Consider the following 25,831-nt stretch of genomic DNA (forward strand, 5'->3'; position numbering starts at 1 on the left):
CATATAACAGCTCGATTCGTTCATGCGAAGCCCGGACGGGCCGCGTGAAAATGGTTTAAATGTCAGCGTCCAGCTCTAAAAATCAGTGGGCTCAAACGGTTAAACGCCCCCTTGATCTCAACTTAACTTAAGGTTGTAGAGTGTCCTCCCTCAGCAATCCACAGAGTGAGAAAAGCATGCAACCTGTTGATGTCGGCTTCACCCATGTCGCCTTTACCGTTCGCTGCCTGGCAAGCAGCATTGATTTTTATACTCGTTATACCGCAATGACGGTTATCCACCAGCGTGAGCCTGATTTGCCCTCAGCGCGTAAGGTGGCATGGCTCAGCGACCATACCCGACCCTTCGCGCTGGTGTTGGTGCAGAGCGACGAACCGGCCGATACTCCGCTGGGTCCCTTCGGCCACCTCGGAGTCGCCTGCGCCACCCGGCAGGAGATTGACAACAAAGTCGTCGAGGCGCGACGCGAAGGCGTCTTACGCCGGGAACCTGAACAGGCGGGCGATCCGGTCGGGTATTTCGTCTTCTTCGCGGACCCTGACGGTAATACCCTTGAGCTTTCATGGGGGCAACAGGTCGGCCTTCAGGTCATCAATGGCGGGCTTCCTGCCTGAACGACGACACGTTCGCCCGGCCGTATCTTAACGGGCAATATTTCCCGCCGCCTTGCCGCTCAACGATTACACTTCAAAGAGATATCACGGCAGCACGGAGAATCGAGATGGGTAAAAAAAACAGCGGCAAAGCGTCCGATACGGCCATGAAGGTCGCTCCGCTCGATAATAAAGAGTATGAAAAGGCATTGCGTCGGCTACACGTTGAGCTGGTGAAGTTACAGCGCTGGGTGGTGCATAAAGGGCTGAAGGTGTGCATCGTCTTTGAAGGCCGCGACGGCGCCGGTAAAGGCGGTACAATCAAAGCGATAACCGAGCGAGTCAGTCCGCGAATTTTCCGCGTCGTCGCCTTACCTTCGCCAACCGAACGCGAAAAGAGTCAGCTCTATTTCCAGCGCTATATCAAGCATCTACCCGCCGCTGGCGAGATTGTGATTTTCGACCGCAGTTGGTACAACCGCGCTGGCGTTGAACGCGTGATGGGGTTTTGTACCCCCGAAGAGGTGCAAAAGTTTCTCGAAGGCGCGCCAATGGTGGAGCGTGGCATGGTGGAGTCCGGGATCATCTTGCTTAAATACTGGCTGGAGGTAACCCCGCAAGAGCAAGAGCGTCGTCTGCGCGACCGGATCGACGATGGACGCAAAATCTGGAAGCTCTCGCCGATGGATATTAAGTCTTTCAACCGCTGGGACGACTATACCGAAGCCCGCGATGCGATGTTTGCCGCCACGGATACTGCCTGGGCGCCGTGGTTTGTTGCTCGCTCGGAGGATAAGAAACGCGTGCGCCTGAATATTATTACCCATTTGCTTTCACAAATACCCTATGAGTCTCTGCCCGTGGAACACGTTACCTTACCAAAACGCAAAATAGGCAAAGTCAAAGCAACCAATTTCCCCTTCCGCTTTATTCCTGAAAAATATTAATTTTCCCCTCACCTCTGCGCAGACTTTTCCCTGCGCAGAGGATTATTACGATAACCGTTAATATTTCATTCTGTTGCTTTACGCTGGAAGCCGTCTCGCAAAATAAAAAACAAAGTTAATAATAGCGTTTATTTCTAAGTTTGGTGGAGGGATAATAAGGATATCAACAGGAAGGAGTCTATAATGAAGAGCAACGCGATGAACAAAAACAGGGCTGGCGAACATGATGCATCAACTCAGTCTGCCTCATCTCAAAAGACATCTTGCGTAACGGACAAGCAGAAACGGAACAAAGAATTCATTAATGCAATGAATGATTTTATTGCAAAGAATGGGACCATTACGGATGATGAATTTTTCAGGGTGTTTTAATGCTTAAACAATTTAATGTATATAGAAATTGCTCCATGCAGACTAATAAAACACTGCCTTATTATATGATAGTGCAGAATGATTATTATGCTGATCTGGCAACCAGAGTCATCATACCTTTAATGCGAACCCAGTTGTTACCTTGTTGGCACCAGCATGTCGCACCAAAGGTTAATATAGAATTCGAAACTTTATTACTTTGCACGCCAATGGTGACTAACTTAAATAATAAAAAAATACAGCAGCAAGATTTCGTCTGTAACCTGAGCAATGCTCGCCAGGGGGTTATTGACTCTATCGATACCCTGATTACAAATTGCTGATAACTTTAGACCCGCTCCGTCATCACCGGAGCGGGGAACCATAGCTATGGCTTACTTCAGCCCTTCACGACTTTCTTTCTTCGCTTCCATACGCTCCACGTCGCGATACCAGCGCGGGTGATGCTTCTTCGCCCAGCGGCGGCTCACCTTCCCTTCGATCATTCCCTTAATCGATCCTTTAACCCAGAATGCCATATACATATGGATCAGAATCGCATGAATGAGAATAATCGCCGAGGCCGCGTGGATCAGCAGGCTATAGCGAATCACCTGAATCGGGAAATAGTGGGCAAAATAAGGCCGCCAGATAATTACACCGGTCACCAGCAGCACAAAGATCATGCTCATAATGGTCCAGAACATCATTTTCTGCCCGGCGTTATATTTCCCCACTCGCGCCACTTTATGTTCGTTGCCCTTCAGTACCTCGACAATGCCCTTCAGCCACGGAATATCCTGTTTATCAGGAATATTGTGATGGACGAAACGCACGAACATAAACATCAGGGCGACGAAAATCAGCACGCCAAAGAACGGATGCAGAATACGTCCCATCTGCGGCGTACCGAAGGTTTCAGTCAACCATTGCAGGGTCGGGAAGAAAAACGAAATTCCCGATAGCGAGACCAGAAAGAAGCAAATCACCACCGTCCAGTGACAGGCGCGGTCGATAAACTTCGTGCGCACAATCATTTTCGATTTACTCATCATGCTCCTCCTCATCGTCATCCACTTCCTTGTTCGGCCCAATCCCGATGTAGTGATAAATCAGCCCGGCAAAGGTGGCGACAAAACCGATGGCGGAAAGCGGCTTCAGCGCCCCTTTCCACAGATTGATAGAGGTATCGATCTGCGGCTCTTTCGGCAGGTTATGGTACAACTCCGGCCGATCGGCATGATGCAGTACGTACATCACATGCGTACCACCGACGCCCGGCGGGTTATAAACGCCAGCATGCGGATAGCCGCGTTTCTTCAGCTTTTCAACCCGCTCATGCGCCACTTCCAGCATCTCTTTCTTGGTGCCGAAATGGATAGCGCCGGTTGGGCAGGTTTTCACACAGGCCGGTTCCTGGCCGACGCTGACCCGGTCAACGCACAGTGTGCATTTATAGACCCGGTTATCCTCTTTGTTGAGGCGCGGGACGTTAAATGGACACCCTGCGATGCAGTAGCCGCAGCCAATGCAGTTCTCCTGCTGGAAGTCGACGATACCGTTAGCGTACTGAATAATCGCCCCGGCAGACGGACACGCCTTCAGGCAGCCCGGATCCTCACAGTGCATACAGCCATCTTTACGAATCAGCCACTCCAGCTTGCCGTTCTGCTCGGTTTCGCTAAAACGCATCACCGTCCAGGACTTAGCGCTGAGATCGGCGGGGTTATCGTAAACCCCGACGCAGTGCCCCACGTCATCGCGGATATCGTTCCACTCGGAACAGGCCACCTGGCAGGCTTTGCAGCCCACGCAGGAGGAGACATCAATCAGCTTTGCCACTTCCGCCTTAAAATCCCGCGCGCGCGGCGCGGGCGTGATCGGGTTGGTGGCGGAGCGTTTAATGATGTCCTGAGTTTCCATCGCCATTCATTCGCTCCTTACGCTTTCTCGATGTTGACCAGAAACGCCTTGTACTCCGGCGTTTGCGAGTTGGAATCACCCACGTTCGGCGTCAGGGTATTGGCGATGTAACCTTTGCGGGCCACGCCTTCAAAACCCCAGTGCAGCGGGATCCCGACGGTTTCCACCTGCTGACCGTTAACGTTGAGCGTTTGCAGACGGCGGGTTACTACGGCCACCGCACGAATAAAGCCGCGCTTGCTGCTGACCGTCACCCGATCGCCATTGGCAATCCCCTTCGCGCTCGCCAGACCCTCGCTGATTTCGACAAACTGTTCCGGCTGCGCAATCGAGTTGAGCAGCGCATGCTTAGTCCAGGTGTGGAAATGCTCGGTCAGACGATAAGTGGTACCGACATACGGGAACTTGTCCTTCTTACCTAAACGCAGGGCATCTTCTTCATACAAGCGCACCACCGGACTGGAGATGACGTTCGGATGCAGCGGGTTGGTCCCCAGCGGCGTTTCCATTGGCTCGTAGTGCTCCGGGAACGGCCCTTCAGCCAGCTTATCCAACGCAAAGAGGCGGCCAAGACCTTCTTGTTGCATGATAAACGGCCCGGTTTTACTGCCCGGCGGCGCGGTATTGAAGTCCGGAATATCATTCCCGACCCATTTACTGCCGTTCCACTGGATCAGCATCCGTTTCGCATCCCACGGTTTACCGTTGATATCCGCCGAGGCGCGGTTATACAGCACGCGGCGGTTGAGCGGCCACGCCCATGCCCAGCCCAGCGTATTGCCAAGCCCTGACGGATCAGCGTTATCGCGGTTGGCCATCTGGTTGCCCTGCTCGGTCCAGCTCCCGGTGTAGATCCAGCAAGACGAAGCGGTGCTACCGTCATCACGCAGCAACGCGAAGCTGTTCAGCAATTGACCTTTCTTCGCCAGCAGCACACCGTTGGCGTCGTATAGATCTTCCAGTGCATAGCCGTTGTTCTCTTTGGCGATCTCTTCCGACTCCGGATGATCCGGCTGTTTGTAGTTCCAGCCCATCTTCAGCAGCGGCTCGACGCCTTTGCCGCCTTCAGTGCGATACATCTCACGCAGACGGTGGTAAATACCGGCCAGAATTTCGCCGTCGTTACGTGCTTCGCCCGGCGCATCCTGACCCTTCCAGTGCCACTGCAACCAGCGCCCGGAGTTGGCGATAGAGCCATCTTCTTCGGCAAAGCAGGTGGACGGCAGACGGAATACTTCGGTCTGAATCGCGGCGGAATCGACGTCGTTAGACTCGCCGTGGTTTTGCCAGAAGGTCGATGTTTCGGTGACCAGCGGATCGATAACCACCATGTACTTCAGCTTGCTCAGGCTGCGGACAACTTTGTTTTTGTCCGGGAACGAAGCCACCGGGTTAAAACCCTGGCAGATATAGCCGGTGACTTTGCCGTTATCCATCATATTGAAATACTTGATAACGTCGTAAGCCTGGTCCCACTTAGGTAACCAGTTAAAGCCCCAGTCGTTCTCTTTCTGCGCCGCGTCGCCATAGAAGGATTTCATCAGGCTGACGAAGAACTTCGGATAGTTGCTCCAGTAGTTCACCTGATCGGCAAGCGTTGCTTTTGGCGTATTCGCCGCCAAGTAGCTTTGCAGGCTCGTCTGTTTTTCAGATGGCAGCGTCAGATAACCGGTCAGACTGGTCGAGAGCAGACCTAAATCGGTTAATCCCTGGATATTGGAGTGACCACGCAGCGCGTTCACGCCACCGCCCGCCATGCCCATATTGCCAAGCAGCAGCTGGATCATCGCCATGGTGCGAATGTTCTGCGCCCCAACGGTATGCTGCGTCCAGCCCAGCGCGTACAGGAAGGTGGTGGTTCTATCCGCTGCGCTGGTAGAGGCCAGCACTTCGCACACTTTGAGGAAATCGGCTTTCGGCGTGCCGCAGATGTTCTCCACCACCTCTGGCGTATAACGAGAAACGTGCTGTTTCAGCAGGTTCCACACGCAGCGAGGATGTTGCAGAGTTTCATCGCGCATGGCGTAGCCGTTTTCGTCGAACTGATAGTTCCACGAAGATTTATCGTACTGACGTTTTTCAGCATCGTAGCCGCTGAACAGGCCATCATCAAAACCGAAATCTTCACGAATCAGCAGGTTAGCGTTGGTGTAGTGTTTAACGTACTCCGCATTGATTTTGTTATTTTGAATCAGGTACAGCAGAACGCCCGACAGGAAAGTAATGTCGGTACCAGAGCGAATCGGCGCATAGATATCAGCCACCGACGCCGTGCGCGTAAAGCGCGGGTCGACGACGATAAGCGTCGCATCGTTGTTGTTTTTCGCTTCCATCGCCCAGCGGAATCCCACCGGATGGGCTTCAGCGGCGTTACCGCCCATCACCACCACGACGTTAGCGTTTTTGATATCAACCCAGTGGTTGGTCATCGCACCGCGACCAAATGTTGGAGCAAGACTTGCTACCGTTGGTCCGTGTCAGACGCGCGCCTGGTTATCTACCGCCAGCATGCCGAGAGATCGCACAAACTTCTGCGTCAGCATACCGGTCTCATTACTGGCCGCCGAGGCGCACAGCATCCCGGTGGAGAGCCAACGATTCACCGGGACGCCCTGTTCGTTTTTCTCGATAAAGTTGGCGTCGCGGTCGGCTTTCATCAGTTTAGCGATGCGGGTAAATGCCTCATCCCATGAGATACGCTGCCATTTATCTGAACCCGGCGCACGGTATTGCGGATAGCGCAGACGGTTTTCGCTATGGACGTAGTCCAGCAGACCCGCGCCTTTCGGGCATAGCGCACCGCGGCTCACCGGGTGATCGGAGTCCCCTTCAATATGGTAAATCGATTCTTTCGCGTTTTTCGCGCCGTCGCCCAGGCTATACATTAATAGCCCGCAGCCCACGGAACAGTATGTGCAGGTGTTGCGGATCTCTTTCGCACGCAGCAATTTATAGTTGCGCGCCTGAGCCAGCGCCATTTTGGGTGCAAAACCCAATGCAGCAACTGTTGTTCCGGCCATACCGCCTGCGCAGATTTTAAAAAACTTTCTGCGGCTGACGTCCATTGTTCCCCTCCATGCGGGATGTTTATTCATCGCGGAAGGGAAAACTAACAGCAAAGCCCCTGTTTTATTTGCGTCAAATCAATGTCCAAAACGCATGCCCCCTTAATAGTCAGGAACGTCGAATTTCATTACCCCATTAGTATTAAGCGTTAAGGAAAATATCCCCCTGAAGCCAACAAAAAGTGTTATAAAACCCGACTGCATTTGAAGCAACATCAGGTTAAATATGGAAAAGAAGAGAGCTACGCTGATTGGATTCGCCGCCATCATTCTCTGGAGTACGATGGTCGGGTTGATACGCGGCGTTAGTGAAGGGCTTGGGCCGGTGGGCGGTGCAGCGATGATCTACAGTCTGAGCGGTATTTTGCTGATCTTTACCGTCGGCTTCCCGCAAATACGCCAAATCCCTCGCCCCTACTTACTGGCAGGTAGCCTACTGTTCGTGAGCTATGAAATTTGCCTGGCGCTGTCGGTAGGATTAGCCGGAACTCGCCAGCAGGCGATTGAAGTGGGAATGGTCAATTATCTGTGGCCCAGCCTGACGATTTTATTCGCCATCCTGTTTAACGGGCAAAAAAGCAGCTGGCTGGTAATCCCTGGATTATTACTGGCGTTATTTGGCGTTACCTGGGTATTAGGGGGCGAGCACGGTCTGAATATCGATGAAATAATCAGCAACGTAGTCTCCAGTCCGCTGAGCTATATTCTGGCCTTTGTCGGCGCGTTTATCTGGGCGGCCTACTGCACGGTTACCGCCAAATACGCAAAAGGCAAAAACGGCATTACTCTGTTTGTCCTGCTCACCGCCCTGACCCTGTGGCTGAAATTCCTGTTCAGCGAGCAGCCGCCGATGGTCTTTAGCTGGCCGGTCATCATCAAGCTGGTCACCCTGTCAGTCGCGCTGGGATTAGGATACGCGGCGTGGAACGTCGGTATCCTGCACGGCAACGTTAGCCTGCTGGCCGCCGCCTCCTATTTTACCCCAGTGCTCTCTTCGGCGCTGGCGGCGTTGTTGCTCAGCGCGGCACTCTCGTGGTCATTCTGGCAGGGTGCCGGGATGGTGTGCATCGGCTCCCTGCTCTGCTGGCAGGCAACCCGGCGCTAACCGAGATCGCCCCCGGCAACCGGCAGCGTCACGCCAGTGATATAGCTGGCCTCATCGCTGGCAAGAAACAGGATTGCATTGGCCTGTTCTGCCAGCGTACCGTAGCGGTGCATCAGGCTGCTCGCCACCGTTTGATCCACCACCTGTTGATACCATTCCTGCTCCTGCGCCGACGGCTGCTCTTCATTACGCGGCGTCAGGCGCGTTGGCGCTTCGGTACCTCCAGGCGCAACGGCGTTAATCCGGATCCTGCTCTCGCTATATTCAAGGGCCAGCGAACGGGTCAACGCATTAACACCGCCTTTTGCCGCGGAATAAGGCACCCTGTTCACTCCCGCCGTCGCCACCGAAGAGATATTGACGATACAGCCTTTGCCCTGCTTCAGCATCCACGGTAGTGCAGCCCGGCAAGCCCACAGCGTCGGAAACAGCGAGCGACGAATCTCTTTCTCTATCTGCTCCGGCTGATATTCGGCGAATGGCCGCGCCCATATGGTGCCGCCAACGTTATTGATCAACACGTCCAGGCAACCAAAATGGGCTACGCCATCAGCAAATACCCGTACGGTGCTTTCCCATTGTTCTAGATCTGCCTCCAGCGCCAGTACTTCGCTACCGGTTTCGATCAATGCTGCTGCCAGTTCATGCACATAGCCTGAGCGGTCAATCAGCAGCAACCGCGCGCCTTCGCGCGCCGCCTGCTCTGCCGTCTGTCGGCCAATCCCCTGTGCTGCGCCGGTGATCGCCACCACTTTATTATTAAATCGCATGGTTGCTCCTTATGCCGCCGCGCTCTGGCTAGCGATAAATTTTTCATACCAGAATCCCGTCGGCGAGATCCCCCGCTCACGCAGCGCCGTTGATACCGCATTGACCATCGGTGGCGGCCCGCACAGATAGATATCGACATCCCCATCGTTAAGCATGGCATCATCCAGATGCTCGGTCACAAAGCCGCGCTGGGGACAAACGCTTTGCGCATCAGCCACCACCGGTAGCCAACGATATCCGGGAAGCAGGCCAATAAGTGCCTCTAGTTCCTCAGTTTTCACCAGATCACAATCGCGAGTCACACCATAGAGCAGCGTAACGGGGCGCGTGCTGCCCTGAGAGGCCAGCGTTTGCAGCATCGACAGCAGCGGCGCTAAACCGGTACCACCGGCCAGCATCAACAGTGGGCGCTCGCCGCCGCGCAGATAAAAACTACCCATAGGGCCGCTCAGGGTGAGGCGATCGCCTAAGCGCGCGCGCTGAGTCAGCCACTGGCTCATTAACCCACCCGGCACGTTACGAATCAGGAAGCGGCCTTCCCTCGCGCCCGGCAGTGAGCTAAACGAATAGGCGCGGACCTGAGACGTCCCTGGAAGCTGAATATTGATGTACTGTCCGGGCAGAAAAGCGAGCGACTCGTCCAGCTTGACCACCAGTTCAATCGCCGTATCGGAAAGTAGATTGACCTGTAGAACCTCCGCACCAAGCGTCTCAAGCGTGGTTTTGCACTGGGCTGCTGCTACCGGAACATCAATCACGCAATCGCTGGTTGGCACCATCTGGCAGGTCAAAACCTGGCGTTCCGCGGCTTCATCCTCGCTCAGCGCTTCTTCAAGATAATCTTCACCCAGGCCATATTCACCGCTGGCGCAATGGCATTTGCAGGTGCCGCAGACGCCGTCCGAGCAGTCCATTGGCAGATTCACCTTCTGACGATAGGCGGCGTCGAGCACTTTCTCCCCGGCATTACACTGAATAAAGCGGGTGATGCCGTCCTCAAAATTGAGAGCAATATTGAAAATCATAAGCACCTCTTAAATGTGGTAAACGTCAATTACCTGACGGATGTAATCGTTATTCAGGCGCACGGTTTTACGAGTGATTTGCGCTTTGCCGTCGTCTTCAATAAGCGTGCAGCAGGTGGAGCCAAACCACGCATCGGTATGCTGATACCGGTGGCAATAGGTGACCCAGTTATAGCGCACCTCAATGCCTTGCTCAGTTTCGCCAAGTAATTCAACGTTGCTGATCATATGGGTGGTGCGCGGCTCAGGAGTACTGGCCCCGGACCGTTCAGTTTTGATGCGGTACACCCGGTCTTCAAGGCCGTCCCGGTTCGGGTAATAAATCAGCGATATTTCGCGCTGCGGATCGCGGGTGAGCTTATCGTCGTCGCCCCAGGCTGGCATCCAGTACACCACCTTCGGGCTGTAGCAATTCAGCCACTCATCCCACTGGCGGTCGTCCAGCAGGCGGGCTTCGTAATAGAGAAACTGGCGAACCTGTTCAAGAGTCAACATCAGGCCACCTCCACACGTTTGGTAATCGACTGGTCGTAGCGCTGCTGCTCTTTCTCCAGCGCCGCGAGCATCACGTTTTGCCAATGGTGGTGATGGGCGATATACAACGTTTCATCTTCTGATTTCACCCCGCTAAGCAGCGGCCTGAACCCCGCCTGCTGTGCGTGTTCGTCCGGCCCGTCGACCCAGTGCAGCGCGCCGCGGCTCAGATCGCTCCACGCCAGATTTTCACCAAGATAGCCGCGCTGGCAGGCGCTAAACTCTTCGAGATCGTCAGGCGTGCCCATACCGCTGACGTTAAAGAAATCTTCATACTGGCGAATACGCAGCGCCCGCGCCTGGTCCGATTCGCCCTTCGGCGCGAAGCACCAGATGGTCACTTCGGTTTTGTCCACCGAAATGGGGCGGATCACGCGGATCTGTGTCGAGAACTGATCCATCAGATAAACGTTCGGATAGAGGCATAGGTTGCGCGTTTCGTTGACCATCTGGTCGGCGCGAGATTCACCGAATTCAGCCTGCAGGCGTTCGCGATGCTCGTAGACCGGGCGCACTTCAGGATTCAACGCCCGGGTCCACAGCAGCATATGACCATTATCAAAACCGTAACCGCCGCCTACGCTTTTCGACCAGCCGTTGGCATCAACCGCATGCGTTCCTTCGGCTTCGTAGTTGCGGCGCGACATGGTTGAGGCGTAGTTCCAGTGCACCACGCTAACGTGATAGCCGTCAGCACCGTTTTCCGCCCCCAGCTTCCAGTTGCCTTCATAGACATAGCTCGACGAACCATTCAGCACTTCCAGCCCTTCTGCCGCCTGGTCAACGATCAGGTCGATAATTTTGCAGGTTTCACCGAGATACGCTTCCAGCGGCTGTACCTCTGCATTCAGGCTGCCAAACAGGAATCCGCGATAAGATTGAAACCGTGGCAGTTTTTTTAAATCGTGGGAACCTTCATGTTTGAATGTATCCGGGTAGCCGCCGGTGCTTTCATCTTTGGCTTTTAATAGTTTGCCGTTATTGCTGAACGTCCAGCCGTGGAATGGGCAGGTAAATGAATTTTTATTGCCAGTTTTACGTCGACATAACATCGCCCCGCGATGTGCGCAGCTGTTAATTAATGCATGTAGTTCATTCTTTTTATCTCGGGTGATAATCACCGGCTGACGCCCGAGGGTCAGGGTATAATAATCGCCCGCATCAGGTATTTGGCTTTCATGGGCAAGGAATACCCAATTGCCTTCGAAGATATGCTTCATTTCAAAATCAAATAGCTGCTGGTCAGTAAATATTGAGCGATGGCAGCGATAAATATGTTTTTCACGATCGACAATTAAGGCGTTGCTGATTTTATCTTTTAATGTGGTGAACATTTTTTGCATGAGTCGGCCCCTCCTGCATAATTCAGGAATAGAAAGTCTATGTATCGGAATTTTCACTTTATTCCCCGGCCGCAATAAGGCCGGAGAACAGGATTAACGCCGCGACTTACTCCTGCGCACGCAGGCGCGTACCGCGATGTTCTTCATCAACGCTGAGCGCTTTACACAGAGTAAAATCAAAACGTACTTCGGTATGCTCACCTTCCAGCTCGCGTTGCTGAATAAGCTCACGATCGGTGATTTTTACCGGGTCGGCAATCAGGCCATCACGAGTGGCGAAAGCAAAATCATCCCACAGGTACTTATCGCCGTTGAGGTTGATCTGGCTGGTCAGGTGCTTATGTCCTGGCGCGGAAACGAAGAAGTGAATATGCGCCGGGCGGTTACCGTGACGCCCTAACTGGTCAAGCAGCTTTTGGGTCGGGCCATCCGGCGGGCAACCGTATCCGGATGGCATAATGCTGCGTACGCTGTAGCGACCGTCAGCACCAGTACGAATACGGCGGCGCAGGTTGTATTCACCCTGGCTCTTGTCGAAGAAAGAGTAGTTCCCAAGGGTGTTGGCGTGCCAGATATCGACGACTGCGTTAGCGACCGGGCGGCCCTGGGTGTCGTTTACCTGACCGTACAACCACATCACTTCTCCCGCGTCTTTTCCATCATCCATACGGGTATGTCCTTCCGCCAGGGGGGCGTTCGCAACATACAACGGCCCTTCAATGGTCCGCGGCGTGCCGGTTTCACGCTGCGCTGCGGCATCAACGGCATCCTGACGCAGGTCAAGGAAGTGTTCAAGGCCAAGACCCGCCGCCAGCAGAGCTGCTTCCTGACGTCCGCCCAATTCATGCAGATAATTTATCGCGTACCAGAACTCTTCTTCCGTTACGTTATAGTCATCAATCAAGGTGCAGATATTTTCCAGCAGGCGATGAATCATATGTTTAAAACGTTCGTCACCGCCTGCGACATTTAAACCTGCACTTTCACGTAATAATTCCTGCACAGCATTTTGTTTTACGAATACATTACTCATAATTACTCTCACTTATTGTTGTAGGATATTTGCCGGAATAACCCGGCGCAAGGTTAGTTCTTCTTATTATTAACGGTCGTCTTCGTGAATCGAGGAAGGATGGCGACAAAGTGCCTCCACGCGAATTTGCATAAAGGGATATAACGGTAAAGCCATTAAAATTTGATGCAATTCTTCAGCGTCTTTAACATCGAAAATACTGACGTTGGCATAAAGTCCGGCAACGCGCCAGATATGTCGCCATTTTCCTTCGCGCTGCAGATGTTGTGAATAATTTTTCTCCCGCAGTTTAATTTCCTCAATTTCTGCAGCAGGAAATCCCAGTGGAATATTCACGGTCATATCAACTTTAAATAACATGATGCTCTCCTATTACGCTTTACGGCTGTAATAGCGCAGTTTGTCTTCATCCAGCTCCACGCCCAGCCCAGGCATTTGCGGCAGCGTCACCACACCTTCAGCAAAAGTGAGCGGGACGCTGACGATGTCATCTTTGAGCAACAGCGGGCCAAACATCTCGGAGCCCCACGGCAGCGGCAGCGTGGACCACGCATGTAGCGAAGCCACGGTTCCCACGGTACCTTCAAGCATGGTGCCGCCGTACAAACCAATTCCCGCCGCCTGCGCCACTTTCGCCAGCGCCAGCACGCTGTTTGGCCCTCCGGCTTTGGCAATCTTCAACGCATAGGCCCCGCTAAAGCCCTGCTGCGCCAGACGATAACCATCGTAGTGGGTCGCCACCGCTTCATCGGCCAGAATAGCCGTGTCGATATCATGACTGAGGCGCACCAGAGCGGTGTTATCCTGAGCGCTGACCGGCTGTTCAATCAGGTCAACCCCCATCGCCGCCAGTTCGCGACAGCCTTTTGCCGCCACGGTGGCGTCCCACGCCTGATTGACATCAACGCGAATGCTGGCCCGGTCGCCCAGCGCCTCCACAATCGCGCGAGTATGATGCAGGTCAGTCGACAACTCGCGGGCGCCAATTTTTAGTTTAAATGCCTGATGGCGACGCTCTGCCAGTAGCTTTTCACCTTCGGCAATATCTTTGTCGGTATCACCACTTGCCAGCGTCCACAAGACCGGCAGCGAGGTTGTCAACGCCCCGCCTAACAGCGCCGAAACCGGCAGGCCCAGTGCTTTACCCTGCGCATCCAGCAGTGCGGTTTCAATCGCCGATTTGGCAAAAGTGTTGCCTTTAACCGCGCTATTCATCCACGCAGTGAGCACATTAAGGTTATCTGCGGGCTGGCCCTTCAGCAGCGGTGTCAGGTAATCGTTAATCGCCGAGGCGATCGCTTCCGGGCTTTCGACACCGTAACTCAGGCCGCCAATGGTGGTCGCTTCGCCAATACCGCAAATACCATCAGAGCGGGTAATACGGATGATCACCAGTGTCTGGCAGCCCATGGTGGTCATGGAGAGTTTATGCGGTCGAATAGTCGGGATATCTACCAGCCAGCTTTCAATACGTTCAATAGTCGCGCTCATTTTTCCTTCCTGCTTATGAAATGCATAACTTTTAATACCCCTGAACATAACCCAGGGTAACGATGCTTTTGACAATAGGTCTGCGTGCTGGAGGCGGTCAACGGCGATAATCGAAATGTTGTGCGATTATCGACGCGTTTGTTAAATTGGGGTTAATAATGTGATCGACATGGTAAAACCAACACAAGGAATCGCCGCGTTATTTTCCCGCGATATAGTGATGATCCGTGAGTCGATGTCTTCAATAAAAGAGGGGTTATATGAGTGAAAAAAAACCTGATACCCTCTGCGCCCGCCAGGCAGAGCACGATCCTAACTTTATGTTGTCACTGGCGCGCGGGCTGGAAGTCCTGAACGCATTTACCCCGCAGCGTCAGCGCCTGACCATTTCCCAGCTTAGCCAGAAAACTCAGATCTCCCGCGCCGCCGTGCGCCGCTGCCTCTATACGCTCGCCGCGCTAGGTATGGTGCACAGTCCGGATGGACGCAGCTATGAACTGTTGCCGCGCGTGCTGGCGGTTGGCCACGCCTACCTCGCCGGTACGCCTCTGGCAAAAGTCGTGCAGAATGCGCTGGATAATCTGGGTAAAACACTGGGTGAATCCTGTTCCGCGGCCACTTTGGATGGAGATAACGTGCTGTATGTCGCCCGCGCGGCGGTGAATAATCTACTTAGTGTGGATATTGGTCGCGGCAGTCGTCTGCCCGCGTGGGCGACTTCGATGGGACGCGTCTTGCTTAGCGCGCTGCCAGAGGAACGGCTTGATATGACACTGTCACGCGCGAGTCTAATCCGCTATACCCCACATACGCTCTGCGATATCTCAAGTCTACGGGAGGAAATTGGCCGCGTGCGTATGCAGGGCTATGCGCTCGCAGACCGGCAAATTGAGGTGGGATTGTGTTCGCTGGCAGTACCGCTGCTCTCGCGTAGCGGCCAGGTGGTGGCGGCACTTAACGTCGGCGTCCCGGCGGCCAGCACCAGCGCAGCGGCGCTGAGAGAGAAAGCCCTCGCACCGCTGCGGCGGGCAGCGATGGAGCTTTCTCTTCAGCTATAAAGGGTTAATTTAGCTCCGGCGCTTTCGCCAGGCTGCGCCAGATACCTGCCGTCAGCAGTAAAAGCAGGACGCCGGCCGTCGCCAGCACGATGCTGTGCGAGCTGATAAACGCCGTCTTCGCCGCCTCGATCAGACTTTGCGCCGGAATGGCGGGCATCGACTGCGCCAGCTTAATCGCCTCGCTAATCGATGATGACGCCTGCTCTGCCGCCGCGCCTTCCACACCCATCGGCAGAATAATTGACGACGTGTAGCTACGAGTCAGGATCAGGCCAAATAGCGCAATCCCCAGGCCTGCACCCAGCTCGTAGGCCATGGTTTCAATGGCTCCTGCCGCTGCGGCTTTCTCCTTCGGCGCGGCAGCCATAATCGCTGAGCTGGAGGCGAGCAGCGCGCTGGCGACGCTGAAGCCCAGTAGCGTCATCAGCCCCCAGGCCTGCCACTGCTGAGTGCTGAAATCGGTCATCGACAGGCCGAGGAAGCTCAGGGCGCTCAACAACATGCCGCCGGTCGCCACCTCGCGCAGCCCTAATCGTGACACCAGCATCCCGGCAATCGGCCCGCTAAACCCGCTGGCTACCATCACTGGCAGCATAAATAGCCCGGCCTCAAAAGGCGTTTTGTTATGCACAAACTGGAGTTCCTGCGCCATTAGCAGCTCGAAACCGACCAGGGTGATCAGCGCCGTCATCGCCATCATCACACCACTTAAAATAATGCGGTGGGTAAACAGACGCATATCGACCATCGGGCGTGCCGCCGAGAGCTGCTTACGCACAAACCATGTCAGCATCGCTGCGCCAGCAATCGCCACCAGCCCGGTTATCCACAGCGCCATTTGCCCTTTCAGCGCCGTTTTGGCGCTAAATACCAGCATCAATATGGCGGCAATAAGGGTCAACGCCTGGAATAAATTGAGCGGCTGTTCGCGCCGCGCGGGCTGGCGTGGGACCACTTTGGCATTAATCGCCATCACCACCAGCACGATCGGTACGTTGATCAGGAATACCGAGCCCCAATAGAAATGCTCCAGCAGCATGCCGCCAACCAGCGGGCCAAATGCCGCACCGCCGGAGCCGACCGCCGCCCACAGGCCGAGCGCCATGTTACGATGGCGGGCTTCCGAGAAGGTGCTACGGATCCCGGCGAGCGTTGCCGGGACGATCATCGCGGCCCCTACCGCTAACAGCGCGCGGGAAGCAATGAGCGTCGCTGCCGTGGGTGAAAACGCCGCCGCCAGCGATGCCGCGCCAAAAATACCGCTACCGAGTAGCAGCAGCCGTTTGAAGCCGATTTTATCGCCCAGCGCGCCCATCGGCAGCACCATACCGGCCATCACCAGCGAATAGATATCAATAATCCACAGCAGCTCATTGCCGCTGGTTCCCAGCGCCACGCTTAGCGTCGGCGCAGCCACATGCAGTACCGTGGCGTCAATCGCCACCGGAATATAAACCAACAAAATCGCCATCAGCGTCAACCATTGCCGAGACATACTACTTTTCCTCAATGTTGAAATTGGACATTTGTCCAGGATGGCGATCCTGCCGCAATGTTGAACGAGTGTCCAACTTTTTGTTACTATCGCCAAAAAAACAGGGGTCACGGAACGTTATGAGCTATTTAAATCGCGATGCGCGTCGGGAAGTCATTGTTCTGGCAGCCATGCGCGTGGCGCTAAGAGGCGGACTGGGCGCGATGACCGTCCGCCAGATAGCGGCTGAGGCTGGCGTTGCCGCCGGGCAGTTGCATCACCACTTCACTTCCACTGGCGAGTTAAAAGCCCATACCTTTGTGCGCCTGATCCGAGAAATGCTCGATATGCCGCTGGTCAGCAATGATGCCAGCTGGCGCGAGCGCCTGTTTTCAATGGTCGGGAGCGATGACGGCAGGCTTGAGCCCTATATTCGCTTATGGCGCGAAGCACAGCTGCTGGCCGACAGCGACAGCGATATCAAAGGCGCATACCTGTTAACCATGAGCATGTGGCATGAAGAGACGCTGAAGATTATCCTGGGCGGAATCGAGGCGGGTGAGTTTCAGCCCAAGGACAACGCGGAAAGTATCGCCTGGCGGCTGATCGCCCTGGTCTGCGGCCTCGATGGTATTTACGCGTTGGGGATGCAGGAAATTGATGATGCCACCTTCAACCGTTATATAAACTATTATATATCGATGGAGTTATTTTAATTCAGCGTTACATTCTGTAACAAATAATCCCCCCCGATTATTCGCGCGTCTCCTTATGACGCGCTTTTCTTATCTATTCTTCAATCATTACAACGGATAAAAAAACCACCTCTGCATACAGTATTTTCTTAATTTACTGTTTTTACTTATTTATTCTTTTCACTGAATACTGTTCATTCGAGGGCAATATGTCGACAGAAAATGAGAAGAAGAATCATTACCTTTTAAAAAAGTGGAAGCCAGAAAACGCGGCATTCTGGGAAAATAAGGGAAAGAAAATAGCGCGGAGGAATCTTTGCATTTCTGTGGCTTGCCTGCTACTCGCCTTTTGCGTGTGGATGCTATTTAGTGCCGTCGCGGTCAATCTCAATAAAGTCGGATTTAATTTCACCACCGATCAACTCTTTTTATTAACCGCCCTGCCTTCACTTTCCGGAGCAATATTACGCGTACCCTACTCCTTTATGGTGCCTATATTTGGCGGGCGCTACTGGACAGTATTAAGCACGATTATTCTGGTGGTGCCCTGCATCTGGCTGGGAATTGCTATTCAAAATACCGCTACTCCATTTTGGGTATTTATCACCATTGCCCTGCTGTGCGGTTTTGCTGGTGCCAACTTTGCTTCCAGCATGGGAAATATCAGCTTTTTCTTTCCCAAAGCCAAACAGGGCAGCGCGCTGGGGGTGAACGGCGGGCTCGGCAACCTCGGCGTCAGCGTGATGCAGATGATTGCTCCGGCAGTGATCTTCCTGCCGATATTCGCGTTCCTCGGCGTTCACGGGGTTCCCCAGGAAGATGGCTCCATCCTCGCGCTAAGCAACGCGGCTATTGTCTGGGTACCACTGCTGGTCATCGCCACCATTGCTGCCTGGGTGGGCATGAACGATATCGCCAGCTCAAAGGCTTCGGTTCGCGATCAGCTCCCGGTCCTGAAGCGCCCGCATATGTGGCTGTTAAGCCTGTTATATCTGGCGACGTTTGGTTCTTTTATCGGCTTTTCCGCCGGTTTTGCGATGCTGGCGAAAACGCAGTTCCCGGACGTCAACATCCTCAAGCTGGCCTTCTTCGGGCCGTTCATCGGCGCGCTGGCGCGTTCATTCGGCGGCATTATCTCCGACCGTCTCGGCGGCGTCCGGGTCACCCTGATCAACTTTATCCTGATGGCGCTATTTACCGGCCTGCTGTTCCTCACCCTGCCTGGCTCCGGTTCCGGCAGCTTCCTCGCCTTTTACGTGGTGTTTATGGGGTTGTTTCTGACCGCCGGTCTCGGCAGCGGCTCCACCTTCCAGATGATCGCCGTAATTTTCCGTCAGATCACTATCGAGAGCGTTAAGAAGCGCGGCGGCAGCGACGAACAGGCCCAGCATGAAGCGGTGACCGATACCGCGGCGGCGCTCGGGTTTATCTCGGCCATCGGCGCGATTGGCGGCTTCTTTATCCCGAAAGCCTTCGGTACGTCGTTGGCGATGACCGGCTCGCCGGTCGGGGCCATGAAAGTGTTCTTTGTCTTCTACGTCGTGTGTGTGCTGGTGACGTGGTTGGTCTATGGCCGACGCACACCGGCAAAAAAATAACGAGAAATTTGCCGGATGGCGGCTAACGCCTTATCCGGCCTACGGGATCGAACGGTCTTGTAGGCCGGATAAGCCATCCGGCAATGGCACGATGCCGTACATTATCGAAGCAGGAGAAATGTCATGAGTAAACTACTGGATCGCTTTCGCTACTTTAAGCAGAAAGGCGAGACCTTTGCCAACGGTCATGGTCAGGTGTACAACACCAACCGCGACTGGGAAGATAGCTACCGTCAGCGCTGGCAGTTCGACAAGATTGTCCGCTCAACGCACGGTGTGAACTGTACGGGCTCATGCAGCTGGAAGATTTACGTTAAGAACGGGCTGGTCACCTGGGAAACCCAGCAAACCGACTACCCGCGCACCCGCCCTGACCTGCCCAACCACGAACCCCGTGGTTGTCCGCGCGGCGCAAGCTACTCCTGGTATCTTTACAGCGCTAACCGCCTGAAGTATCCGCTGGCGCGCAAGCGGCTGATCGAGCTATGGCGCGAGGCGCTGGCTCAGCATCCGGATCCGGTGATGGCCTGGGACAGCATCATGCAGGACCCGGTCAAAACCCTCAGCTACAAACAGGTGCGCGGTAAAGGGGGTTTTATCCGCTCCAGTTGGAAAGAACTGAACCAGCTGATTGCCGCCGCCAACGTCTGGACGATTAAAAACTACGGCCCGGACCGCGTCGCTGGCTTCTCGCCGATCCCGGCGATGTCGATGGTCTCTTACGCCGCCGGTACCCGTTACCTGTCGCTGCTTGGCGGTACCTGCCTGAGCTTCTACGACTGGTATTGCGATCTGCCTCCCGCATCGCCAATGACCTGGGGCGAGCAAACCGATGTCCCGGAATCCGCCGACTGGTACAACTCCAGCTACATTATCGCCTGGGGTTCCAACGTTCCGCAGACTCGCACGCCGGACGCCCACTTCTTTACCGAAGTCCGTTACAAGGGCACGAAAACCATCGCCATTACCCCGGATTATTCGGAAGTCGCCAAGCTTTGCGATCAGTGGCTGGCCCCAAAACAGGGTACCGACAGCGCGCTGGCGATGGCGATGGGCCACGTGATCCTTAAAGCGTTTCACCTTGATAACCCCAGCGATTACTTCCTCAACTATTGCCGCACCTATACCGATATGCCGATGCTGGTGATGCTCGACCCGCGCGAAGATGGTAGCTACGTGCCGGGGCGTATGGTACGGGCCTCCGATCTGGTTGACGGGCTGGGCGAAAGCAACAATCCGGAATGGAAAACCGTGGCGTATAACAGCGCAGGCGAGCTGGTCGCGCCTAACGGTTCAATTGGCTTCCGCTGGGGTGAAAAAGGTAAATGGAACCTTGAGCAGCGGGCTGCCGGGCAAGAAACAGAATTAACGTTGTCGCTGCTGGAAAGCCACGATAGCGTCGTTTCGGTTGGTTTTCCCTACTTCGGCGGCAACGAAAATCCGCACTTTCGTAGCGTCAAACAAGATCCAGTGACGATTCATCAGCTCCCGGTCAAAGAGCTGCCGCTGGCCAATGGCGAAACCGGCCTGGTAGTGAGCGTTTATGACCTGATCCTCGCCAACTACGGACTCGATCGCGGCTTAGAGGACGCCAACGCGGCAAAAGATTTTGCTGAAGTGAAAGCCTATACCCCGGCGTGGGCCGAACAGATCACTGGCGTTCCACGCCAGCATATCGAGCAGATCGCCCTGGAATTCGCCGATACCGCACATAAAACCCACGGTCGGTCGATGATTATCCTCGGAGCCGGTGTCAACCACTGGTATCACATGGATATGAACTACCGCGGGATGATCAATATGCTGGTGTTCTGCGGCTGCGTTGGTCAGAGCGGCGGCGGCTGGTCGCACTACGTCGGCCAGGAGAAGCTGCGCCCGCAAACCGGCTGGCTACCGCTGGCGTTCGCCCTCGACTGGAACCGCCCGCCGCGCCAGATGAACAGCACCTCCTATTTCTACAATCACGCCTGCCAGTGGCGCTATGAAAAACTTACCGCTCAGGAGCTGCTGTCGCCGCTGGCGGACGCCAGTAAATTTAGCGGTCACTTGATCGACTTTAACGTGCGCGCCGAGCGTATGGGCTGGCTCCCCTCTGCGCCGCAGCTGGGCGTCAATCCGCTCACCATCAAACAGCAGGCCGCCGCCGCAGGTCTTTCCCCGGCCGACTTTACCGCTCAGGCGCTGAAGTCCGGCGATATCCGCTTTGCCTGCGAGCAGCCGGATAACGGCAAGAACCACCCACGTAACCTGTTTATCTGGCGCTCCAACCTGCTGGGTTCCTCCGGCAAGGGCCACGAGTACATGCTTAAATATCTGCTGGGTACCGACAGCGGGATTCAGGGCGATGAGCTAGGTGCGACCGATGACGTGAAGCCCGAAGAGGTGGAGTGGCAAACTGCCGCCATCGAGGGCAAGCTCGACCTGCTGGTGACCCTTGATTTCCGCATGTCCAGCACCTGCCTGTTCTCCGATATCGTTCTGCCGACCGCCACCTGGTACGAAAAAGACGATATGAACACCTCGGATATGCATCCGTTTATCCACCCGCTCTCCGCCGCCGTTGACCCTGCGTGGGAGGCGAAAAGCGACTGGGAAATCTATAAGGATATCGCCAAAACCTTCTCCGAAGTCTGCGTCGGTCATCTCGACAAAGAGACCGATGTGGTGCTGGTGCCGCTGCAGCACGACTCCCCGGCGGAGCTGTCGCAACCCTTTGACGTGCTCGACTGGCGCAAGGGCGAATGCGATTTAATCCCCGGTAAAACCGCCCCGTCGATTGCCGTCGTTGAGCGTGACTATCCGGCCACTTACGAGCGTTTCACCTCTCTCGGCCCGCTGCTCGACAAGCTGGGCAACGGCGGCAAAGGCATTTCGTGGAACACCCAGAGCGAGGTCGATTTCCTCGGCAAGCTTAACTACGTCAAACTTGATGGCCCGGCAAAAGGCCGTCCGCGCATTGATAGCGCCATTGACGCCTCGGAGGTGATCCTCTCCCTCGCCCCGGAAACCAACGGTCAGGTGGCGGTAAAAGCCTGGCAGGCGCTCGGCGAATTTACCGGGCGTGAACATACCCATCTGGCGCTGAATAAAGAGGATGAAAAAATCCGCTTTCGCGATATTCAGGCCCAGCCGCGCAAGATTATCTCCAGCCCGACCTGGTCAGGCCTGGAAAGCGAACACGTTTCATATAACGCCAGCTATACCAACGTCCATGAACTGATCCCCTGGCGTACGCTGTCCGGTCGCCAACAGCTATATCAGGATCACCCCTGGATGCGCGCCTTTGGTGAAAGCCTGGTGGCCTATCGCCCGCCAATCGACACCCGCAGCGTCAGCCATATGAAGGAGATCCCCCCTAACGGATTCCCGGAGAAAGCGCTTAACTTCCTGACGCCGCACCAGAAATGGGGCATCCACTCCACCTACAGTGAAAACCTGCTGATGCTGACCCTGTCGCGCGGCGGGCCGATTGTGTGGCTTAGCGAAACCGACGCCAAAGAGCTGGGCATTGAGGATAACGACTGGATTGAAGCCTTTAACGCCAACGGTGCGCTCACCGCCCGTGCGGTGGTCAGCCAGCGCGTACCGCCGGGCATGACCATGATGTATCACGCTCAGGAACGCCTGATGAATATTCCGGGCTCGGAAGTCACCGGTCGGCGCGGCGGGATCCATAACTCGGTCACCCGCGTGTGTCCGAAACCGACGCATATGATCGGCGGCTATGCCCAACTGGCCTACGGTTTTAACTACTACGGCACCGTCGGCTCCAACCGCGATGAGTTCATCATGATCCGCAAAATGAAAAATATTGACTGGCTGGATGACGAAGGTCGCGATCAGGTTCAGGAGGCGAAAAAATGAAAATACGCTCACAGGTCGGCATGGTTCTCAATCTCGACAAATGCATTGGCTGCCACACCTGCTCGGTCACCTGTAAAAACGTCTGGAGCAGCCGTGAAGGGATGGAATACGCATGGTTTAACAACGTGGAAACCAAACCGGGTATCGGCTATCCGAAGAACTGGGAAGATCAGGAGGCGTGGCAAGGAGGCTGGGTTCGCAGCATTACCGGCAAGCTCACTCCGCGCCTCGGCAACCGTGTCGGCGTACTGTCTAAAATCTTTGCCAACCCGCTGATTCCGGGCATTGACGACTATTACGAACCGTTCACCTACGACTACCAACATCTGCACAACGCGGCAGAAGGTAAACATCTGCCCACCGCCCGCCCGCGTTCGCTGATCAGTGGCCAGCGTATGAACAAGATTGAATGGGGCCCGAACTGGGAAGAACTGCTCGGCGGCGAGTTTGAAAAGCGTGCCCACGACCAGAACTTTGCCGCAATGCAAAAGGAGATGTACGGTCAGTTCGAAAACACCTTCATGATGTATCTCCCGCGTCTGTGCGAACACTGTCTCAACCCAAGCTGTGTCGCCACCTGCCCGAGCGGCGCTATCTACAAGCGTGAAGAAGACGGTATCGTACTGATCGACCAGGACAAATGCCGCGGCTGGCGACTGTGCATCAGCGGCTGTCCGTACAAAAAAATCTACTTTAACTGGAAGAGCGGCAAGTCGGAGAAATGCATCTTCTGCTACCCGCGTATCGAATCCGGACAACCGACGGTCTGCTCCGAAACCTGCGTCGGGCGCATCCGTTACCTCGGGGTGTTGCTTTATGACGCGGACCGCATCGAAGAAGCGGCCAGCACCGAACATGAAACCGATCTCTACGAGCGCCAGTGCGACGTGTTCCTCGATCCGCATGACCCGGCGGTGATCGAAGAGGCGTTGAAGCAAGGCATTCCGCATAACGTGATTGACGCAGCGCAGAAATCCCCGGTCTACAAGCTGGCGATGGACTGGAAGCTGGCCCTACCGCTGCATCCGGAATACCGCACTCTGCCGATGGTCTGGTACGTCCCACCGCTGTCACCGATTCAGTCGGTCGCCGATGCGGGCGGCCTGCCGAGCAACGGCAACATTCTCCCGGCGGTAGAAAGCCTGCGTATTCCGGTGCAATACCTCGCCAATCTGCTCAGTGCGGGCGATACCGGCCCGGTGCTGCGTGCCCTGAAACGCATGATGGCGATGCGCCACTACAAACGCTCCCAAACAGTGGAAGGCGTCACCGATACCCGCGCCATCGAAGAAGTTGGCTTAAGCGTGGAACAAGTTGAGGACATGTACCGCTATCTGGCGATAGCCAACTACGAAGACCGCTTTGTGATCCCAACCAGCCACCGCGAAATGGCGGAAGACGCTTTCCCGGAGAAAAACGGCTGCGGCTTCACCTTCGGCGATGGCTGCCACGGGTCAGATACCAAGTTCAACCTCTTCAACAGTCGGCGCATCGACGCCATTGACATCGGTGGCGTGCGCAAACACGGGGAGGGAGAATAATGCAGATCCTCAAAGTCATTGGTCTGCTGCTGGAGTATCCGGACGAAGTGTTGTGGGAGAACCGTGAGGAGGCGCTGACGCTGGTCAGCGCCGATGCTCCGGAGCTGCTACCTTTCGTCGGGCCGCTGCTGGCGGCGAAGCTCCTCGACCGACAGGCCGAATGGTGCGAAGTGTTCGAGCGCGGGCGTGCTACTTCGCTGCTGCTGTTCGAACACGTCCACGCCGAATCCCGCGATCGCGGTCAGGCGATGGTTGATTTAATGGGCCAGTATGAACAGGCCGGTTTGCAGCTAAACAGCCGCGAACTGCCGGACCACCTGCCGCTGTATCTGGAGTATCTGAGCATCTTACCGGAGAACGAAGCCCGCGAGGGTTTACAGAACGTTGCGCCGATTCTGGCGCTGCTCGGCGGGCGGCTAAAGCAAAGGGAGTGCGAATACTATCGGCTGTTTGATGTGCTGCTGGCGCTGGCTGATAGTCAGTTAAACAGTGACAGTGTCACGAAACAGGTGGCGGGGGAAAAGCGTGACGATACCCGCCAGGCGCTGGATGCAGTGTGGGAGGAGGAGCAGGTGAAGTTTATCGAAGATAACGCCACTGCCTGCGACAGCTCCCCAATGCAGTCTTATCAACGACGCTTTAGCCAGGACGTGGCACCGCAGTATGTCGACGTCCGTGCCGGAGGCCCGAAATGATACAGTACCTTAACGTCTTCTTTTACGATATCTACCCCTACCTCTGCGGCACGGTTTTCCTGATCGGCAGCTGGCTGCGCTACGATTACGGACAGTACACCTGGCGCGCCTCGTCAAGCCAGATGCTGGATAAGCGCGGGATGGTACTTTGGTCGAACCTGTTCCATATCGGCATTCTCGGGATCTTCTTCGGCCACTTCTTCGGCATGTTGACGCCGCACTGGGTCTATTCCTGGTTCCTGCCGATGTCGCAGAAGCAGTTGATGGCGATGATCCTTGGCGGGGTTTGCGGTGTGCTGACGTTGGTCGGCGGTATCGGCCTGCTGGTTCGTCGTCTGACGAATCCACGCATTCGCGCCACCTCCACCACCGCTGATATCCTGATTCTAAGCATTCTGCTGATTCAGTGCGCGCTCGGCCTGACGACCATTCCGTTCTCCGCACAGCACCCGGACGGTAGCGAAATGCTAAAACTGGTGGACTGGGCGCAGGCGGTCGTGACTTTCCACGGCGGCGCGTCGACGCATCTTGACGGCGTGGCGTGGATTTATCGTATCCATCTGGTGCTGGGGATGACCATCTTCCTGATATTTCCGTTCACCCGCCTGGTTCACGTCTGGAGCGCCCCGGTGGAGTATTTCACCCGCCGCTATCAGGTGGTACGTTCAAGGCGATGAGTCTTTCCCCTCACCCCGACCCTCTCCCCAAATGCGGGGAGAGGGAGA

22 protein-coding genes and 1 pseudogene are annotated in these 25,831 nt (G+C 55.3%); 12 read left to right on the plus strand and 11 right to left on the minus strand.

Annotated elements, in window-relative coordinates:
- The first annotated feature begins 176 nt into the window (after nucleotides 1-176).
- The 4 genes from HV127_RS22210 (at nucleotide 177) to HV127_RS22225 (ending at nucleotide 2,235) form a co-directional block, all read left to right on the plus strand.
- Nucleotides 177-614 carry a VOC family protein gene (locus HV127_RS22210; RefSeq protein ID WP_182238835.1) on the plus strand — a complete coding sequence of 146 codons (438 nt, stop codon included), beginning with the start codon at nucleotides 177-179 and terminating at the stop codon, nucleotides 612-614.
- A 107-nt stretch (nucleotides 615-721) separates the two neighbouring features.
- Entirely contained in the window at nucleotides 722-1,540 is an 819-nt protein-coding gene (gene ppk2 / locus HV127_RS22215; RefSeq protein ID WP_182238837.1) for a polyphosphate kinase 2, read from the plus strand.
- A 183-nt stretch (nucleotides 1,541-1,723) separates the two neighbouring features.
- Complete coding sequence (locus tag HV127_RS32105) at nucleotides 1,724-1,912, plus strand: hypothetical protein (RefSeq protein WP_182238839.1); 189 nt, start codon at nucleotides 1,724-1,726, stop codon at nucleotides 1,910-1,912.
- A complete protein-coding gene (locus HV127_RS22225) occupies nucleotides 1,912-2,235 on the plus strand; it encodes a CcdB family protein (protein ID WP_182238841.1) in 324 nt (107 codons plus the stop codon). The genes HV127_RS32105 and HV127_RS22225 overlap by 1 nt, the downstream gene beginning before the upstream one ends.
- A 51-nt stretch (nucleotides 2,236-2,286) precedes the next feature.
- On the opposite strand, the gene fdnI is transcribed toward HV127_RS22225, so the two are convergent.
- From fdnI to fdnG, 3 genes are read right to left on the minus strand one after another with little or no spacing between them, the layout of a single operon-like run.
- The gene (fdnI, locus tag HV127_RS22230; RefSeq protein ID WP_142982273.1) at nucleotides 2,287-2,943 is read right to left on the minus strand and encodes a formate dehydrogenase-N subunit gamma; all 657 of its coding nucleotides are present in this window, start codon (nucleotides 2,941-2,943) and stop codon (nucleotides 2,287-2,289) included.
- Complete coding sequence (gene fdxH / locus HV127_RS22235) at nucleotides 2,936-3,820, minus strand: formate dehydrogenase subunit beta (protein WP_181486154.1); 885 nt, start codon at nucleotides 3,818-3,820, stop codon at nucleotides 2,936-2,938. The genes fdnI and fdxH overlap by 8 nt, the downstream gene beginning before the upstream one ends.
- Nucleotides 3,821-3,831: 11 nt before the next feature.
- On the minus strand, nucleotides 3,832-6,879 hold the full coding sequence (gene fdnG, locus HV127_RS22240) for a formate dehydrogenase-N subunit alpha (RefSeq protein WP_182238843.1): 3,048 nt from the start codon (nucleotides 6,877-6,879) through the stop codon (nucleotides 3,832-3,834).
- Nucleotides 6,880-7,105: 226 nt separating this feature from the next.
- Here fdnG and yddG point away from each other — a divergent pair, with 226 nt between their 5' ends.
- Nucleotides 7,106-7,984, plus strand: a complete 879-nt coding sequence (gene yddG / locus HV127_RS22245; RefSeq protein WP_182238846.1) for an aromatic amino acid DMT transporter YddG — start codon at nucleotides 7,106-7,108, stop codon at nucleotides 7,982-7,984.
- On the opposite strand, the gene HV127_RS22250 is transcribed toward yddG, so the two are convergent.
- The 7 genes from HV127_RS22250 to HV127_RS22280 form a co-directional block, all read right to left on the minus strand.
- On the minus strand, nucleotides 7,981-8,754 hold the full coding sequence (locus tag HV127_RS22250) for a 1,6-dihydroxycyclohexa-2,4-diene-1-carboxylate dehydrogenase (protein ID WP_182238848.1): 774 nt from the start codon (nucleotides 8,752-8,754) through the stop codon (nucleotides 7,981-7,983). The genes yddG and HV127_RS22250 overlap by 4 nt on opposite strands.
- A gap of 9 nt (nucleotides 8,755-8,763) precedes the next feature.
- Complete coding sequence (gene benC, locus HV127_RS22255) at nucleotides 8,764-9,780, minus strand: benzoate 1,2-dioxygenase electron transfer component BenC (RefSeq protein ID WP_182238850.1); 1,017 nt, start codon at nucleotides 9,778-9,780, stop codon at nucleotides 8,764-8,766.
- A 9-nt stretch (nucleotides 9,781-9,789) separates the two neighbouring features.
- Nucleotides 9,790-10,275, minus strand: coding sequence for a benzoate 1,2-dioxygenase small subunit (benB, locus tag HV127_RS22260; protein WP_182238852.1), 486 nt, complete (start codon nucleotides 10,273-10,275; stop codon nucleotides 9,790-9,792).
- On the minus strand, nucleotides 10,275-11,657 hold the full coding sequence (locus HV127_RS22265) for a Rieske 2Fe-2S domain-containing protein (protein ID WP_182238854.1): 1,383 nt from the start codon (nucleotides 11,655-11,657) through the stop codon (nucleotides 10,275-10,277). Before HV127_RS22265 ends, benB begins: the two co-directional genes overlap by 1 nt.
- A gap of 106 nt (nucleotides 11,658-11,763) precedes the next feature.
- Entirely contained in the window at nucleotides 11,764-12,690 is a 927-nt protein-coding gene (gene catA / locus HV127_RS22270; RefSeq protein WP_182238856.1) for a catechol 1,2-dioxygenase, read from the minus strand.
- A 69-nt stretch (nucleotides 12,691-12,759) separates the two neighbouring features.
- Nucleotides 12,760-13,050: a muconolactone Delta-isomerase gene (gene catC / locus HV127_RS22275; RefSeq protein WP_182238858.1), complete on the minus strand. Its 291-nt coding sequence runs from the start codon at nucleotides 13,048-13,050 to the stop codon at nucleotides 12,760-12,762.
- Between the two features lie 12 nt (nucleotides 13,051-13,062).
- Nucleotides 13,063-14,229 carry a muconate cycloisomerase family protein gene (locus tag HV127_RS22280; RefSeq protein ID WP_182238860.1) on the minus strand — a complete coding sequence of 389 codons (1,167 nt, stop codon included), beginning with the start codon at nucleotides 14,227-14,229 and terminating at the stop codon, nucleotides 13,063-13,065.
- A 121-nt stretch (nucleotides 14,230-14,350) separates the two neighbouring features.
- Between HV127_RS22280 and HV127_RS22285 the strand changes: the two are divergent.
- Nucleotides 14,351-15,239 (plus strand): annotated as a pseudogene (locus HV127_RS22285) (IclR family transcriptional regulator C-terminal domain-containing protein).
- 4 nt (nucleotides 15,240-15,243) lie between these two features.
- On the opposite strand, the gene HV127_RS22290 reads toward HV127_RS22285, so the two are convergent.
- Nucleotides 15,244-16,734 carry an MFS transporter gene (locus HV127_RS22290; RefSeq protein ID WP_182238864.1) on the minus strand — a complete coding sequence of 497 codons (1,491 nt, stop codon included), beginning with the start codon at nucleotides 16,732-16,734 and terminating at the stop codon, nucleotides 15,244-15,246.
- Nucleotides 16,735-16,853: 119 nt separating this feature from the next.
- Here HV127_RS22290 and HV127_RS22295 point away from each other — a divergent pair, with 119 nt between their 5' ends.
- From HV127_RS22295 to narI, 6 genes are all read left to right on the plus strand, one after another.
- Nucleotides 16,854-17,429 (plus strand): TetR family transcriptional regulator, encoded by a 576-nt coding sequence (locus HV127_RS22295; protein WP_182238866.1) that lies wholly within the window; start codon nucleotides 16,854-16,856, stop codon nucleotides 17,427-17,429.
- A gap of 188 nt (nucleotides 17,430-17,617) precedes the next feature.
- Complete coding sequence (locus HV127_RS22300) at nucleotides 17,618-19,006, plus strand: NarK family nitrate/nitrite MFS transporter (protein WP_182238868.1); 1,389 nt, start codon at nucleotides 17,618-17,620, stop codon at nucleotides 19,004-19,006.
- Between the two features lie 123 nt (nucleotides 19,007-19,129).
- Nucleotides 19,130-22,870, plus strand: a complete 3,741-nt coding sequence (locus HV127_RS22305) for a nitrate reductase subunit alpha (protein ID WP_182238870.1) — start codon at nucleotides 19,130-19,132, stop codon at nucleotides 22,868-22,870.
- On the plus strand, nucleotides 22,867-24,411 hold the full coding sequence (gene narH, locus HV127_RS22310; protein WP_110276571.1) for a nitrate reductase subunit beta: 1,545 nt from the start codon (nucleotides 22,867-22,869) through the stop codon (nucleotides 24,409-24,411). The genes HV127_RS22305 and narH overlap by 4 nt, the downstream gene beginning before the upstream one ends.
- Nucleotides 24,411-25,106 carry a nitrate reductase molybdenum cofactor assembly chaperone gene (narW, locus tag HV127_RS22315; protein WP_182238872.1) on the plus strand — a complete coding sequence of 232 codons (696 nt, stop codon included), beginning with the start codon at nucleotides 24,411-24,413 and terminating at the stop codon, nucleotides 25,104-25,106. Before narH ends, narW begins: the two co-directional genes overlap by 1 nt.
- Nucleotides 25,103-25,783, plus strand: a complete 681-nt coding sequence (narI, locus tag HV127_RS22320; RefSeq protein WP_182238875.1) for a respiratory nitrate reductase subunit gamma — start codon at nucleotides 25,103-25,105, stop codon at nucleotides 25,781-25,783. Before narW ends, narI begins: the two co-directional genes overlap by 4 nt.
- Nucleotides 25,784-25,831 lie beyond the last annotated feature (48 nt).

Origin of the sequence: Klebsiella sp. RHBSTW-00215, from assembly GCF_014103785.1 — a bacterium.
Taxonomy (GTDB): domain Bacteria; phylum Pseudomonadota; class Gammaproteobacteria; order Enterobacterales; family Enterobacteriaceae; genus Klebsiella.

Coding starts and splice junctions, on each gene's coding strand:
- HV127_RS22290 (WP_182238864.1), bottom strand. CDS start 16,734: ATGTCTCGGCAATGGTTGACGCTGATGGCGATTTTGTTGGTTTATATT.
- HV127_RS22295 (WP_182238866.1), top strand. CDS start 16,854: ATGAGCTATTTAAATCGCGATGCGCGTCGGGAAGTCATTGTTCTGGCA.
- fdnI (WP_142982273.1), bottom strand. CDS start 2,943: ATGAGTAAATCGAAAATGATTGTGCGCACGAAGTTTATCGACCGCGCC.
- ppk2 (WP_182238837.1), top strand. CDS start 722: ATGGGTAAAAAAAACAGCGGCAAAGCGTCCGATACGGCCATGAAGGTC.
- yddG (WP_182238846.1), top strand. CDS start 7,106: ATGGAAAAGAAGAGAGCTACGCTGATTGGATTCGCCGCCATCATTCTC.
- HV127_RS22280 (WP_182238860.1), bottom strand. CDS start 14,229: ATGTTCAGGGGTATTAAAAGTTATGCATTTCATAAGCAGGAAGGAAAA.
- HV127_RS22250 (WP_182238848.1), bottom strand. CDS start 8,754: ATGCGATTTAATAATAAAGTGGTGGCGATCACCGGCGCAGCACAGGGG.
- narW (WP_182238872.1), top strand. CDS start 24,411: ATGCAGATCCTCAAAGTCATTGGTCTGCTGCTGGAGTATCCGGACGAA.
- catC (WP_182238858.1), bottom strand. CDS start 13,050: ATGTTATTTAAAGTTGATATGACCGTGAATATTCCACTGGGATTTCCT.
- narI (WP_182238875.1), top strand. CDS start 25,103: ATGATACAGTACCTTAACGTCTTCTTTTACGATATCTACCCCTACCTC.
- HV127_RS32105 (WP_182238839.1), top strand. CDS start 1,724: ATGAAGAGCAACGCGATGAACAAAAACAGGGCTGGCGAACATGATGCA.
- HV127_RS22210 (WP_182238835.1), top strand. CDS start 177: ATGCAACCTGTTGATGTCGGCTTCACCCATGTCGCCTTTACCGTTCGC.
- HV127_RS22225 (WP_182238841.1), top strand. CDS start 1,912: ATGCTTAAACAATTTAATGTATATAGAAATTGCTCCATGCAGACTAAT.
- HV127_RS22305 (WP_182238870.1), top strand. CDS start 19,130: ATGAGTAAACTACTGGATCGCTTTCGCTACTTTAAGCAGAAAGGCGAG.
- narH (WP_110276571.1), top strand. CDS start 22,867: ATGAAAATACGCTCACAGGTCGGCATGGTTCTCAATCTCGACAAATGC.
- HV127_RS22300 (WP_182238868.1), top strand. CDS start 17,618: ATGTCGACAGAAAATGAGAAGAAGAATCATTACCTTTTAAAAAAGTGG.
- benB (WP_182238852.1), bottom strand. CDS start 10,275: ATGTTGACTCTTGAACAGGTTCGCCAGTTTCTCTATTACGAAGCCCGC.
- catA (WP_182238856.1), bottom strand. CDS start 12,690: ATGAGTAATGTATTCGTAAAACAAAATGCTGTGCAGGAATTATTACGT.
- benC (WP_182238850.1), bottom strand. CDS start 9,780: ATGATTTTCAATATTGCTCTCAATTTTGAGGACGGCATCACCCGCTTT.
- HV127_RS22265 (WP_182238854.1), bottom strand. CDS start 11,657: ATGCAAAAAATGTTCACCACATTAAAAGATAAAATCAGCAACGCCTTA.
- fdxH (WP_181486154.1), bottom strand. CDS start 3,820: ATGGCGATGGAAACTCAGGACATCATTAAACGCTCCGCCACCAACCCG.